This window comes from Hyphomicrobium sp. ghe19, from assembly GCF_902712875.1.
GTDB lineage: Bacteria > Pseudomonadota > Alphaproteobacteria > Rhizobiales > Hyphomicrobiaceae > Hyphomicrobium_B.
On the sequence record NZ_LR743509.1, the window covers coordinates 3,816,560 to 3,829,181 of the forward strand.

Consider the following 12,622-nt stretch of genomic DNA (forward strand, 5'->3'; position numbering starts at 1 on the left):
GATTGCGCATGCCGGCTTGAGCTTCCGATGGAGCGATCGTGCGTTGTTTGAAAATTGCAGGCATACCCGCAGCCGCAGTTATCGCGATGGCCGCAGTGGGCGTTGTTGGCTTTGGCCTGACCTTGAAAACTTTTGTCTTTGCGCCGGGAGTCGATACTTCGTTTTCCACGGCCGGCGCGGACGCGCGTTGGGGCGGAAGCTACATGCCGAACCTTCCCGTCGTCGACCAAGATGGAAACAAGTTCCGATTCTACGATGACCTGATCAAAGGCCGGAAGGTCATCATCAATTTTATCTACACGAGCTGTTCCCAGATCTGTCCGCTGACGACGTCACGGCTTGCAATTCTGCAGGAGAAGCTTGGCGACGCTATGGGCCGCGATTTCTTCATGTATTCGATCACTATCGATCCCGAGCATGACGGACCTGCAGAACTCAAGAAACACGCCGATGCCTTCCACGTGAGGCCCGGATGGCGGTTTCTCACGGGCAAGCCTGAAGACATTGCCGAGATCCGGTACAAGCTCGGCGAGAGAAGCAAGACGCTGAACGACCACAAGCAGGAAATTCTGCTCGGCAACGATGCGATGGGCAGCTGGTCGCGCGATTCTGTTTTTGGTGACGTCGATCAGCTCGCGCTCACCATCCGGTCGATGGATCCCGACTTCAGGGTCTCCGACGCCTTGGTGGCAAGCGCTGCAGAACCTACCGGGGTCGAACTGGCTCCCGGCCAAATGCTGTTCTCCAGCATGTGTGCCGGTTGCCACACCATCGGCGGGGGAGACCGCGCCGGACCCGACTTGAAGAACGTGGCGAGCCGTCGCGATCATTCGTGGCTGCAGAATTTTATTTCCAGACCGGATCAAATGTTTGCGCGGCTGGATCCCGTCGCCACGAGCCTTGCGCAGAGGTATCCAGCGGTCCGCATGCCGAACCTTGGACTGTCGCCGTCGGACGCAGAGGATGTCATCTCATACGTTGCGTCAGTATCCAGCCCGCAGCCGAGTACTCATGTTGTCGCCCACGATCCAAAGGACACACGAGGAAATCCCGAGTGACTACCTGCTGAGGGCGGCGGCTTTGATATCCGATGACGGCGCGTCATAGGAGATCCGCAGTTCGTACTTTTTACCTTCGTTTTCTATGACGGCCATCTCGCTGGTAATCGTGCGGACTCGCCAACCCTGGACCGAGTCTCCGATCAGCACCCAGCTTCCCAGGTCATCGCTCGATTCCCGGATCAATGCGCGATCGTCGCCCGCGCCGATGTGGAGTATGCCGACGAGCAGCAGCTGCTCCGGTGCGACCGTCGCCGCTGCGGAAACGGGTGTAGCATAGGCCACCGCGACTTTCTTCGCTTCGACTGGCCGGCGGGATGCATTGAATATCGGCCGCGTCGTCGTCTCAGAAAGATTGCCCGGCCGAGGCGGCGGCGCGATTACGGTTGCGTCCGCGTCCGAGATCGTCGTATCGCCAGCCGCCGCGCCGTCTAGGTCAGCCGATATATCGATCGGTCGAGACCACAGATCCCAGGCTGTGTAAGCCAAGGCCAAATTCGTCGCAACGAGAGCAGTCATAATCAAATGGCTGCTGGAAATCTTGGCTTTACCCGCTGACATATCACTCACTCTTCGTACGCAATGCCACTGCATAAACGTCAAACCGCGCGTCGAGCGCACCGGCATCATCTTCGTTCGATGCGCCGCCCAAGGCGGAAGGCGTAATTTGCAGATAGTCGACGAGCAACGCCGGCTGGTGCTCTTCGATGTCGAGAAGAACCTTTTGCACCCTTTCGATCGGCGCCACGATTTGTACTTGCGCACCTACGAGGTGAAATTCTTCGCGATCCCGGCCAGGAAGACCGCGCGTCAACCGGGGCTTCACGCCGTTGGCCGCCATGATCTGCGCGAGCTGCGACTGAACGGAGGCTAGCCGAATGGCTTCACTCGCGCCCTCAATGAATAGTCCGCTGTTTCGGGCGGCCTCGGACCGCTGGTCCAAGTCCCGAACGGCTTCACGATCGTTGACGATCGTCTGTAACCGGCCCAGCACCTTGCGCTCGCGCTCCAGACTATCCTTAAGTTCAGACTCGGGCGCCATGAGTGGGATCACGGCAAGCACGGACACACACCCGACCACGAGCAGAACAAGGCCGACTGCAAGAAGCTGCCGCACTGGCTTCGAGATGCGGTAGATCATTGCGCTTCCTCCCCTGTCTTCTCCACGTCCTCTGGAACGTTGCGCAGGCGGACGCGAATGCCGAAGCGTTCCTTGTCCTGGAGAGGGTCAAAGGTCAGGGCCGAGGTCGAGGTCGCATCGACAAAAAGCGGCGATTTTTCGAGGATCGGAACAAGCGCGCTCGCAGATGCCGCGAGCCCCGAGATGTCCACCGTCACGCCGCTGATTTTGATGTCCGTCACCCAAGCCGAATCCGGCAGAAGCCGCGTCAGCTCTTCGAGGATGGCGACACGCGAAACCGTTTCTCGCCGAAGCTGATTGAAACTCGCGATCGCCGCCGCCGTGGACCGGTATTTCGTTGTCATATCGCGAACGGTCTTTGCCTCGACCTTCAGACTCGCCGTTTCGGACTGCAACTCGGCGAGCGCCGCTTGATGCCTTGAGATATCGATATATACGCAAGCCGCCGCCAGCAGCAGCGCGAGGCCGGCAAGGCCGATCAACATCTTGATCCGAACAGCGGCGTTGCGCCGGGACGGCTCTTCAAGAAAATTTATCGGGACAATTGACCCGGCCTCGTTTGAGCACTCAACGGCGGTCACCTTGAGGCCCTGCGCCTCGATGTCTGATCTCAGCGCGTCGACGAGTGTTTTCTTGATGATGTATTGCCGTACCGATTGCTTCCAACCGCCGCTTTGCGACTGGTCAACGGTGTAGGCCGTATAAACGTCTTTTTGCTTGAATGGCGTCGAGCGCTCGAGATCGAGAGAGAGCAGCGTGGCGAAATCGCGGGCGGCGGCGCCCGGAAGAATGACGTTGCGCACAAAACACGCCCGATGCGGGAGGCGTATGCCCACTGTCGCCGAAGGGTTCGCGCGAACAATACCAGCCAGCAGCGATAGCAACTCCGGCAATGCAAGAGGGGTTTCGTCCGAAGAATTCGCTGACGTCCGATGTCTGCGCGGCTCGATCAGGCGGTAACCGGCGGGTTGGAGCACGACCACAGTATAGATGTTGGGATTATCTGAATCCGCCGCGGGCGACGCCGATACGATGCCGGCCAACTCTGCGCCCCACCACGAGAAAAAGCGTGAGAACGGATCGGAAATAGACGCCAACATAACAAAGTGCCTTACCGGTTACGCAAAACGATCGCGCGGTTTTCCTATGAGAATAAAGTAATAGCGATGAATTTTGATGCCCGCCCCTTTTTCTCCGTGTACTGTTAAATAAGCTCCCGGCGCGTTCGATTGGCAAATCAATTTTGGCGGCCGGCTGCACTTTCATTAAAGTGACGTTGCCGCGGGAGCCGCGCCTAATTAGAGTCTCGAAAGCCCAACCGCGTTAATTCCCACAACCGAAAGTTAAGGCCGAGGAGAAATTGGACGGCATGCCCGGCATCAGAACAGTCTGCCGATATCGAGACGGCGTGAAGGCTGAGCCGCTCCAGGGACCGGCATTTCGGTACGCGGTGGCGTTCTCAGGTTTCTGCCTGCTGTATCTGGCCAGCGCTTTACCGGTTGCGGCAGGCTTGGGCACCAATGCAATCGCTCTCTCGCTGGGTCTCGCAGCAGCGCTTGTGGTCCTCAGCACGATAGACGTACGAATTCAGCGCTTGCCCGACAATCTTACGTTTCCGCTCGCTTTTGCTGGCATTCTGGCGAGTTCAAGCGGCAGATGGGAGCAAGTGATCTGGCATGTGGGGGCAGCTTTATTGGGCTTCCTCACGTTGTACGGACTAGCAGCATTCTATCGTCATTTTAGAAACAAGGACGGGCTAGGGCTTGGAGACGCAAAGCTACTCGCGGCCGCCGGCGCCTGGGTCGGCCTCGACGGCTTGCCCAGTGTACTGCTTATTTCGAGTGGGGTAGCAGTCGTTGGCGTTCTTCTTGCAAAGCTAATTGGAACTAACGTAACTCGGGAAACTCGCATTCCCTTCGGTCCGTTCTTGGCCTTTGGTCTATGGATTGTTTGGTTATATGGGCCTTTGGTCTGATGCGAATGGCTATTGGGGGCTGCACTAGGACTTTGCAAATGAAAATACTTTTACAGCGCCGCAATCCAAACGTCGCCAATAGCGTCGTTTATGACAATGCAAAAGGCGACTCCGGCTTTACATTGCTTGAACTTCTCGTCGTGCTTGGCATTATCGCGCTTTTGGCGACGGTCGCAGCCCCGCAAGTGCTCGGCTATCTCGGCAAGGCACGCACGGGAACGTCGAAGGCGCAGATCTCAGCCATTTCGACCGCGCTCGAACTCTACGCTTTGGACATGGGCACCTACCCTTCGCAGCAGGTCGGCCTCAATGCGCTAATCCAGGCGCCGCCGCGCGCCGGTGCTTGGAAGGGCCCATACCTCAAGAAGGCCGAGGGGCTCGTCGATCCTTGGGGCCATCCTTATCAATATAAATTTCCGGGGCCTGGCGGCGGTCCTCAAGTCTTTACGCTCGGGCGTGACAACAATCCCGGCGGCACCGGCGAAGACCAGGACGTCTCCAATTGATCCGCAGGGCTAGGGCTGCGGGCGAAGATGCAATTCAACGCGCCTCGAGCGCACATCGGAACGGCCTCCCGGCGACTTGTATGTAAATTCCACAAGCGTCGGAAGGGCGTCTTTTCTCGCCCATTTGTCGGTCCACTGTGCTTTTGCGCTGTGCACCGGAACGCCGAAGTAGCTCAGCGCGAAGTCCGTCGCATCGGTTAGCAAAATCCGCTGACCCTCCGGCTGCGGCGCGTCCCGGTGGTCGGAAACGGTCCGGAATGGTTGCCAGGTTAGGGCAAGCGATTGACGGCCATCGGGCGCAGCAATCGCCGACAATGAGAAAAGAAAGAGCCCGCCCTGTTGAGCCCGACTGATCATCGGTGCGACGAACTTCACCGAGCGGGGCTCGCCGCTGAATACCATCGCGAGCATCCCATCCGGCGAATTTTGATAAATCGGCGTCGCTTCCGACAGTTGGCGCTCGAGGAAAGCGAGCGAGGCGGTCGTAACGGATTCCTGGTCGAGCCTTGCCGTAACTTTGAAGGCGCTTTTGCTGATGCGTAGAGCGTGCGGCAGCGCCGCGAGCAACAGCGAAATAAGGACCAACGACACGAGCACTTCGAGTAATGTGAATCCTGCTTCCTGCGGTCTGAGGCGCGTGTGTTCTCGAACGACGCTCGTCATGACGATGGAAAAAGCTTCAAGGTCGTCAGACTGATTTTTCTCGGGCGCAGGCCGCTGTCGCGCCAATTCACATCAACAGTGACCCAATATCCGCCGATTTTTAGCGGCGCTTCCGGAGGCGGTTCGGGCTTATATCTTGAAGCTGCCAACTCCCAGGACATTCCGCCGCTCACGCCGGTCTGGTGCAGCGAATCCTCGAAAACTTCTGAAGTACCCGCCGATTGCAGAACGGATCGCGCAATTTCCAAGGCCTCGGCTTCTCCGTTGGCGATCCGGACGCTCTGCATTCCCCGCCCGAGCGCATACTGAGCAACGACAAAGGCGCTGGCGAACATGACAAGGGCCACAATCGATTCGATAAGCGTAAACCCGTCGTCCCGGGTTTCCGAGAACTCAAAAGCTGCGGTCAACTTGGGTTGCTCCGGTCATCCAATCGACGATGATATCCGCCTTGCTCTTGCCGGCGCTGAGCGAAATCTTTCCGCCGGTAGAGCTGCCGTCGGGCTCAAAATTCAACGTCGCAAGCGCGGTCGGTCCGGAATTGCCGATCGTTGCAGTAACCTCGACCGCCGCCGGTATCTGGTGAGCGTTGCTGTCGCCGTCTGCCCAGTACTTTCGCCGTGCGACATCGATCATGACCGACCGGCTGGTGCTCGTGCGTATGGCGTCGGCGCGCGCGGTTCGAAATTCTGCAGCGATACCTACGGCCGTGCTTCGGAGCGCCAACGCACTACTGCTGCCTCGCGTCTTCGGAAGCGCAATGGCCGCCGTGACCGCGATGATGACCAGAACGACAAGTAATTCCAGCAGCGTGAAGCCTGCCTCCGTCTCGACCGGTGAGCGATGCTGTCCGCGGATCATTGCAAAGCCAGATTGTTGACGCTCAGGATCGCGTTCATAACCGAGACGATAAGACCGCCGACCATCAGGCCGATAAATAGCGTCAGAACGGGGGTCAGCAGTGTCATCAGGCGGGAAATTTGGCGCGCAAGCGTCGCCTCATAAATGGTGGCGACGCGCGTCAGCATCGGTTCGAGCTGACCCGTTTGCTCGCCGACAGCGATCAAGCGGAGCGACAGTTCGGAGAAAAGGCCCGATTGCTCGAGCGGCTTTGACAGCGTGCCGCCTTCCTTTAGAGTTTCGCCGGCCTGTGTGACCGCTGTCGCGAACGCGCGGTTTCGGAGAACCGCTGCAGATATTCGAACAGCGTCGAGCATTGCGACGCCGTTGCGAGTGAGCGTCGCAAGGGTTCGCGCGAGACGGGCCGTTTCCCGGTTCGCAGAAAAGCGGCCGAGCAAGGGTACGCGGAGGAACGCCCGATCCAGCCATTGACGGAACCCCGAATTGCGGAACGCCAGGGCAGTTGCAATGAAGAGCCCCGCGGCAACGGCCGCGACCAGTGCCCAATTTTGCGAGGCGAACGTTTCCGCATCCACGAGAAACTGGAGAAACGGCGGCGGCGGTGCGCCTGCATCCTTGAACAGAGGCAGCACGGTCGGGACGAGAAGGGTCAGAATAACGCCAACGGCGACGGCCGCAGCAGCCATGAGGATCGCCGGGTAAACCAGCGCTGAAGATATTTGCGACCTAAGCTCTGCCGAGCGCTCGAGAAAGCCGCTTATGTCTTCGAGGACATCCCCAAGCGATCCGCTTGCTTCTCCCGATTCAACGAGCCTCCAATAATATTCCGGAAAATCGCCCCCGCGCGCCGCCATGGCGCCTGACAGCGAAGAGCCTCCGCGCACGGCTTCGAGTATTGCCTGAGTGCACTTGCGGACTCGCGCCGGCATAAGCGGCTGCAGACTGACGATGCGCAGCGCTTCGTCCAGCGGCAGATCCGCGTTGATCAGAATTGAAAGCTCGCGGGTGAAGAGCGCCAAACCGGAAAGGGGCAGCGATCCACCGCCGAAGACCTCGCGGTCCCACCATCGCTGACTGCCGGCTGGCTTAGCCTCGAGGAGATCTAAGGTATAGAAACTCTGCTTATGAAGCGCTTCCAGCGCCGCTTCGCGCGAGCGTGCCTCGATATCACCCTTCTTTAAGGCGCCGTGCTGATCGTAGGCTCTGTATCGGAATTGAGGCATGTATCAAACCGGGCTACGCGCATAACTTCTTCGACCGTCGTCTCGCCTTTAAGTGCCTTCAGCAGTCCTGCTTGTAGCATGGTCGTCATACCCTGAGCCATGCTCACTCTTTCTATTTCCCCTTCTGAGTTACCGATCGAAATGGTGTCGCGAATTTCCTCCGACATCGTGAGCAACTCGTAGATCGTCGTGCGGCCGGAGAACCCCGTGTGCCGGCATGCCGGACATCCGATCGCGCGGTGCAGCCGTGGCTCTTCGCCGTTCAGCAGCGCGATCGGGTCTGCCCCCGTCGACCGCAGCCAGCGCATGACGCGAGGTGTTTCCGGCGACGGCTGCGAGCAATTCGAGCAAAGCTTCCTGACAAGCCGTTGTGCGAGTACGCCCTTTACGGTGGACGCGAGCAGATATTTTTCGACGCCCATATCCAATAGCCGTGTCAAGGTCGCAGCGGCGCTATTGGTGTGAACGGTCGATAACACCAGATGCCCCGTCAACGACGCCTGAATGGCGATTTGCGCCGTTTCGAGGTCGCGTATTTCACCAACCATGATGATGTCGGGATCCTGACGGAGGATCGAGCGCAGGGCCGTCGCAAAGTTCAGGCCGATCTTCGGTTGCACTTGAATTTGGTTGACGCCGGCGAGCTGGTACTCGATCGGATCTTCGACGGTGAACACCTTTCGTTCGGCCGAATTCAAAAGACTGAGTGCCGTATAAAGCGTCGTGGTCTTGCCGCTTCCGGTCGGGCCGGTGACCAAAATTATCCCGTTCGGCTGGTCCAATAGCTGGCGGAGATCGTCGTACGATCCCCCTGAAAAGCCGAGCTTCGGAAAGTCGAGCTCGACGCTGCTACGATCAAGAAGGCGGAGGACGATGCTTTCGCCCCACAGCGTCGGCATCGTCGAGACGCGGAGATCAATCTCTCGTCCGCGGACATTGACCTTGATGCGGCCGTCCTGGGGCAGGCGCCGTTCGGCTATATTCAGACGCGCCATGATTTTGACGCGTGAGCCAAGGGCTTCTCGCACGTTGATCGGCAGCGTCTCTATCGTATGCAGAATGCCATCGAGACGGATGCGCACCCGCACGCAATCTTCGCGCGGCTCAATGTGGATGTCTGAGGCCTGCTCGTTGGCGGCGCGTACGATGAGGTCTTGGACCAGGCGAATGACCGGGGCTTCGCTCGCCATGTCCTCGAGGCGCTGGACGTCGGCGTCACTCGCTTCGGCGGCCGATGCCGAGGAGCCTGCATCGATTTCCGGCTTCGCGCCGTTGCTGACGTAGAGCTTCCCGATCGCCTTTTCGATGTCTCCGAACGCTGCGATGCAGAGTTCAATTGGGCGACCCAGCAAGTAAGCGATTGCGGCAATGCCGTCGCGATTGAAGGGATCAGCGACCGCGAGCTCGATCATTTCGCCTTTGTCGGCCAGCGGTAGAACGCCGCTCTGCTTCAGAAAGGCCGCATCTATTTCCTCGGCGAATAGCGGTCGCTCCGGAAACGCGTCTTCCGAGACAAGCGGAAGGCCGCAGTATGCCGACAGGGCCTTCGCCATATGCCTGTCGGACAGCAAGCCCAGGCGCATAATGACCAAGTCAAAGCGTTCGCCGGATTGCTTTTGTGCGCGCTGCGCCCGCCGAATCGCCAATTCGTCCAAGAACGAATTCGATTGAAGAAACGACGAGAACTGCTCGATGAAATCGGCCGAACGCGGATCGCCACGGAGCGGATCAACGGCAACGTCCGCGAATTCCCCCGCTCCAAGCGCCACCGTCAAACTCCCGCGTACAAATTCAAGCGAACTTGAATCTATTTTGCGCCTTTCAGTTCATAACTTCCAGTAGGGTCACGCCGATATCGTGAATATCTTTCGCCCGCCGGCGCGACGAGGGCTTATTCCAAAAATCGGCCGTCGGCGGAACAACTACGACCGAATGACCGAAGCAGGCCAGATCGGAAACGATGCTTGTTGGAAGTGTTTCTTCGTCGATCGCAATCAGTGAGGAGGGGCGGGCGCAAACGAGTGCCAAACCGGTTTCGATCGGAAACCAGCCTTCCAGGATCACTTCACTCCGGCTGTTTACAGCGTGTATTTCGAGGCCGTCTCGCTGCGCCGTCAGGCCAACGCTCCAGGCGGCCGGCGTTTCGACATCAAAGTCCATCATGGCCTGCCTCGTCTCTGAATGCTCGCTCGGCTTCAACTCCTACTCATTCTCGCCTGACAGTTGTTCACCGTCGGCTGTCAGGAACCTGTCAGGATGAGCGAGGAGTGCACCGATGCTACACTGCGATTAACAAAAATACGAATTAGGCACCGCCGGCGTTCGCTTTCAGTTTGAGTAAAATGTCTGGAACTACTATAAACTAATCCGACAACTGATGTTTTGATTGCGAAAACGCTTTAGAAACGGGCTGAGTATCGTGGCCAATGTGCGTGTTGCGGTAATAGACGACCATCCCTTATTGCGGGCCGGCGTAATTCATTCTCTCAAAGCAGCTGGCGATTTCGACGTGGTCGCGGAGGGCGGGAGCGCCCACGATGCCATTGCGATTGCTCAAAATATACGTCCGGACGCGATCATATTGGACGTTAATATGCCGGGGTCGGGCCTTGAAGCGGCATTACAAATCTCAAAGGCCCACCCGAAAATTCGCCTCATAATGCTAACGATCTGCGATTTGGACGATAGCGTCGCGACGTGCCTCGAAGCCGGTGTGGCGGGTTACGTACTCAAGGGAACGAGCCCGGCCGAACTCGCTCGTGTGGTCCGCAGCGTGTGCGAGGGCGAGTCTTACGTAACGCCGGCGCTGGCCGCTCGCATATTGACGAAAATCCGTGTTCGCACCGCGCCTAAGGCGCAGTCGGCACAGAACGATCTCACGTCGCGCGAGGAGGCGGTCCTCGATCAACTGGCGCTCGGGCTGAAGAACAAAGAAATTGCCCGCGTCCTCTCGCTCAGCGAGAAAACCGTCAAGCATTACATGACCAGCATCATGCAGAAACTGCAGGTTCGCAGCAGGCTGGAAGCGGCGCTTCGGGTCAAGGAACGGTCTGTCTAAACCATTGGAATTTCTCGCATGTCGACTCGGCGTCGCTAAGGCGTCTGCGGTGGCCGATGTCGAGGCCGAGAGATATTGGGACTGCGGCCTAGCCACGGGGAGCGGTTAAGAGGTCAAGGCGAATGAAAATCTTGGTCGTCGAGGATGAGCCAACGATCGCCGAAGACATCCGGTCAAGCCTTACCGAAGCGGGTTACATCGTGGAGATCTGCGACAGCGGCGAGGACGCTCTGCTGCTCGGTACGACCGAGACCTACAGCGCCGTCATTCTCGATCTTGGTCTACCCAAGCTCGACGGCCTCAGCGTTCTCCGGCGTTGGCGCGCCGATGCGCGGTCGATGCCGGTTGTCGTGTTAACGGCGCGAGCGTCCTGGGTCGAACGTGTCGAAGGGATCAATGCCGGCGCGGACGACTACCTGCCGAAACCTTTCCAGATGCCGGAGCTTCTGGCGCGCCTTGGCGCCGTTCTACGGCGCGGCAACGTTCAACGCACGTCAACGATCACCGCCGGGTCGCTCCGGCTCGACACGGCTCAGATGAACGTGACGGTCGAGGGAAGAAACGTTCATGTCACTCCGTTCGAATTCCGGCTCCTAAGCCACCTCGTGCACCACTTGGGCAAAGTCGTCTCTCGGGAAGAGCTCAAAGAGCATGTCTACGGGCACAACGACGGACGCGACGTCAATGCCATCGAGGCCATGATTGCGCGTCTCAGACGCAAGATCGGCATCGACATCATCGAGACTCGCCGGGGTCAGGGCTATATCGTGAGCGCGCAGTTGTGATGCGAGCAGGATCGCTCAGCGTTAGATTATTGGCGGCTTGGCTGGTCTTTCTTCTTTTCACGTTGCCGATGGCCGCCCTGGGACTGCAGGTCCTTTTCCAACGAAGCATCGATAGGGGCGCGGTATCCGACCTCACGGCCGACCTTCAGCTTATCGCCGCTTCACTCGAGATCGATGAGCAGGGAAATGTGAATCTGGTCGATGTCCCCGCCCACCCCAACTTCTTATTGGCTTACGGCCACCGGTATTGGCAGCTATCCGAGAATGGCCGGCCAATCTTGCGTTCGCCCTCCTTGTGGGCGGAAACACTCACTCCGGCTACGCCCGCGCGAATGGGCGAAATTGCCGTTAGCCGCTTTTCCGGGCCAAATGACCAGTCTTTGCTGGGGCTTGCCACAATTGTTCAGCCGAATGGCAAGGGCGATCGAAAATTCGAAATCGTTACCGCGATCGACTATGCAGAGATACTGGTCGCCCGCCAGAAGTTCTCAAATGATGTGTGGGCTGGCGTCGCCGTAGTCTTTTTGCTGATTATCCTTGCTGCGTCGGTGCAGGTGTTCGTCGGCCTGAGGCCCCTGCAGGCGCTTCGAGCCTCTTTGACGGCCGTCCGCGACGGTAGCGCGCGGCGAATTGAAGGGAACTTTCCGACAGAGATCGTGCCTCTCATTTCGGAGACGAATGATCTTCTCGCCGCCCGTGACAATGCGCTTGCCGCGGCAGGCGCCCGAGCCGCGAACCTCGCACATGGTCTCAAAACTCCCCTGGCGGTCATGGCCGCCCTTAGCCGGCAGCTAAGGCGCGATGGGTCCGCCAAGCGGGCCGCGGAATTCGAAAAGCAACTGGAAGCCATGCGCTGGCATGTCGAACGGGAGCTTGCTCTCTCGCGGCCGCGAGCGACCGAGCTCACCGCACGTACACAGATCGATGCTGCGACTGAAATTTGTGGGATCGTGAGTGCGCTGAAGAAGCTGGCCAAGAGCGAGGAGCTTCACTGGCAGGTGTTGGTCAATCTGTCGATGCCATTGACCATCGATCGCGCCGACTTCAGCGATATCATGGGCAACGTTCTGGACAACGCTCAGAAATGGGCTCGTCATCAGGTATTGGTCGAAGCCAGCCAGACGGCGAATTCCATTCTGCTGACAGTGGATGATGACGGTCCGGGGGTCGAAGAGGAGCAGATGGGGCGCATCTTACAGCGGGGGGAAAGAGCAGATCCTACAGTGCCGGGCACCGGCCTCGGGCTTGCGATCGCCAGCGAGCTTATTTTCCTCCATGGAGGCCAATTCCGGTTGTCGCGCAGTTCACTCGGGGGGTTACGCGCGGCAATCACGCTCAATCAAGGCTGATGC

Annotated in this window: 15 protein-coding genes; 6 read left to right on the forward strand and 9 right to left on the reverse strand. The window is 58.7% G+C overall.

Annotated elements, in window-relative coordinates:
• Positions 1-38: 38 nt before the first annotated feature.
• A complete protein-coding gene (locus AACL53_RS18005) occupies positions 39-1,058 on the forward strand; it encodes an SCO family protein (protein ID WP_339085923.1) in 1,020 nt (339 codons plus the stop codon).
• Here the strand turns inward: AACL53_RS18005 and AACL53_RS18010 are convergent, their stop codons facing one another.
• Genes AACL53_RS18010 through AACL53_RS18020 form a run of 3 tightly spaced genes read right to left on the reverse strand, consistent with a single transcriptional unit; the run spans position 1,059 to position 3,299 of the window.
• A complete protein-coding gene (locus tag AACL53_RS18010; RefSeq protein ID WP_339085924.1) occupies positions 1,059-1,619 on the reverse strand; it encodes a hypothetical protein in 561 nt (186 codons plus the stop codon).
• A gap of 1 nt (position 1,620) precedes the next feature.
• Positions 1,621-2,199 carry a type II secretion system protein GspM gene (gspM, locus tag AACL53_RS18015; RefSeq protein WP_339085925.1) on the reverse strand — a complete coding sequence of 193 codons (579 nt, stop codon included), beginning with the start codon at positions 2,197-2,199 and terminating at the stop codon, positions 1,621-1,623.
• Positions 2,196-3,299 (reverse strand): PilN domain-containing protein, encoded by a 1,104-nt coding sequence (locus AACL53_RS18020; protein ID WP_339085926.1) that lies wholly within the window; start codon positions 3,297-3,299, stop codon positions 2,196-2,198. The genes gspM and AACL53_RS18020 overlap by 4 nt, the downstream gene beginning before the upstream one ends.
• Before the next feature lie 269 nt (positions 3,300-3,568).
• Between AACL53_RS18020 and AACL53_RS18025 the strand changes: the two genes are divergently transcribed.
• Both AACL53_RS18025 and gspG read left to right on the forward strand, forming a co-directional pair.
• Entirely contained in the window at positions 3,569-4,174 is a 606-nt protein-coding gene (locus AACL53_RS18025; RefSeq protein WP_339085927.1) for an A24 family peptidase, read from the forward strand.
• Positions 4,175-4,212: 38 nt separating this feature from the next.
• On the forward strand, positions 4,213-4,680 hold the full coding sequence (gene gspG / locus AACL53_RS18030) for a type II secretion system major pseudopilin GspG (protein WP_339085928.1): 468 nt from the start codon (positions 4,213-4,215) through the stop codon (positions 4,678-4,680).
• Positions 4,681-4,689: 9 nt separating this feature from the next.
• On the opposite strand, the gene AACL53_RS18035 is transcribed toward gspG, so the two are convergent.
• From AACL53_RS18035 to AACL53_RS18060, 6 genes are read right to left on the reverse strand one after another with little or no spacing between them, the layout of a single operon-like run.
• The gene (locus AACL53_RS18035) at positions 4,690-5,343 is read right to left on the reverse strand and encodes a prepilin-type N-terminal cleavage/methylation domain-containing protein (protein ID WP_339085929.1); all 654 of its coding nucleotides are present in this window, start codon (positions 5,341-5,343) and stop codon (positions 4,690-4,692) included.
• On the reverse strand, positions 5,340-5,753 hold the full coding sequence (locus tag AACL53_RS18040) for a type II secretion system protein J (protein ID WP_339085930.1): 414 nt from the start codon (positions 5,751-5,753) through the stop codon (positions 5,340-5,342). Before AACL53_RS18040 ends, AACL53_RS18035 begins: the two co-directional genes overlap by 4 nt.
• Entirely contained in the window at positions 5,737-6,204 is a 468-nt protein-coding gene (locus AACL53_RS18045) for a prepilin-type N-terminal cleavage/methylation domain-containing protein (RefSeq protein WP_339085931.1), read from the reverse strand. Before AACL53_RS18045 ends, AACL53_RS18040 begins: the two co-directional genes overlap by 17 nt.
• Positions 6,201-7,427: a type II secretion system F family protein gene (locus tag AACL53_RS18050; RefSeq protein ID WP_339085932.1), complete on the reverse strand. Its 1,227-nt coding sequence runs from the start codon at positions 7,425-7,427 to the stop codon at positions 6,201-6,203. Before AACL53_RS18050 ends, AACL53_RS18045 begins: the two co-directional genes overlap by 4 nt.
• Complete coding sequence (locus AACL53_RS18055; protein WP_339085933.1) at positions 7,382-9,196, reverse strand: GspE/PulE family protein; 1,815 nt, start codon at positions 9,194-9,196, stop codon at positions 7,382-7,384. The genes AACL53_RS18050 and AACL53_RS18055 overlap by 46 nt, the downstream gene beginning before the upstream one ends.
• Before the next feature lie 52 nt (positions 9,197-9,248).
• Positions 9,249-9,590, reverse strand: coding sequence for a hypothetical protein (locus tag AACL53_RS18060; protein WP_339085934.1), 342 nt, complete (start codon positions 9,588-9,590; stop codon positions 9,249-9,251).
• A 265-nt stretch (positions 9,591-9,855) separates the two neighbouring features.
• Between AACL53_RS18060 and AACL53_RS18065 the strand changes: the two genes are divergently transcribed.
• From AACL53_RS18065 to AACL53_RS18075, 3 genes are all read left to right on the forward strand, one after another.
• Positions 9,856-10,485, forward strand: a complete 630-nt coding sequence (locus AACL53_RS18065) for a response regulator transcription factor (protein ID WP_339086976.1) — start codon at positions 9,856-9,858, stop codon at positions 10,483-10,485.
• A 122-nt stretch (positions 10,486-10,607) separates the two neighbouring features.
• On the forward strand, positions 10,608-11,270 hold the full coding sequence (locus tag AACL53_RS18070) for a response regulator transcription factor (protein WP_339085935.1): 663 nt from the start codon (positions 10,608-10,610) through the stop codon (positions 11,268-11,270).
• Positions 11,270-12,619, forward strand: coding sequence for a sensor histidine kinase (locus AACL53_RS18075; RefSeq protein WP_339085936.1), 1,350 nt, complete (start codon positions 11,270-11,272; stop codon positions 12,617-12,619). The genes AACL53_RS18070 and AACL53_RS18075 overlap by 1 nt, the downstream gene beginning before the upstream one ends.
• Positions 12,620-12,622: the final 3 nt, after the last annotated feature.

Excerpts from the sequence above, each read along its gene's own strand:
- AACL53_RS18010 (WP_339085924.1), bottom strand. The coding sequence starts at position 1,619 with ATGTCAGCGGGTAAAGCCAAGATTTCCAGCAGCCATTTGATTATGACT.
- gspM (WP_339085925.1), bottom strand. The coding sequence starts at position 2,199 with ATGATCTACCGCATCTCGAAGCCAGTGCGGCAGCTTCTTGCAGTCGGC.
- AACL53_RS18020 (WP_339085926.1), bottom strand. The coding sequence starts at position 3,299 with ATGTTGGCGTCTATTTCCGATCCGTTCTCACGCTTTTTCTCGTGGTGG.
- AACL53_RS18025 (WP_339085927.1), top strand. The coding sequence starts at position 3,569 with ATGCCCGGCATCAGAACAGTCTGCCGATATCGAGACGGCGTGAAGGCT.
- gspG (WP_339085928.1), top strand. The coding sequence starts at position 4,213 with ATGAAAATACTTTTACAGCGCCGCAATCCAAACGTCGCCAATAGCGTC.
- AACL53_RS18035 (WP_339085929.1), bottom strand. The coding sequence starts at position 5,343 with ATGACGAGCGTCGTTCGAGAACACACGCGCCTCAGACCGCAGGAAGCA.
- AACL53_RS18045 (WP_339085931.1), bottom strand. The coding sequence starts at position 6,204 with ATGATCCGCGGACAGCATCGCTCACCGGTCGAGACGGAGGCAGGCTTC.
- AACL53_RS18050 (WP_339085932.1), bottom strand. The coding sequence starts at position 7,427 with ATGCCTCAATTCCGATACAGAGCCTACGATCAGCACGGCGCCTTAAAG.
- AACL53_RS18060 (WP_339085934.1), bottom strand. The coding sequence starts at position 9,590 with ATGATGGACTTTGATGTCGAAACGCCGGCCGCCTGGAGCGTTGGCCTG.
- AACL53_RS18070 (WP_339085935.1), top strand. The coding sequence starts at position 10,608 with ATGAAAATCTTGGTCGTCGAGGATGAGCCAACGATCGCCGAAGACATC.
- AACL53_RS18075 (WP_339085936.1), top strand. The coding sequence starts at position 11,270 with ATGCGAGCAGGATCGCTCAGCGTTAGATTATTGGCGGCTTGGCTGGTC.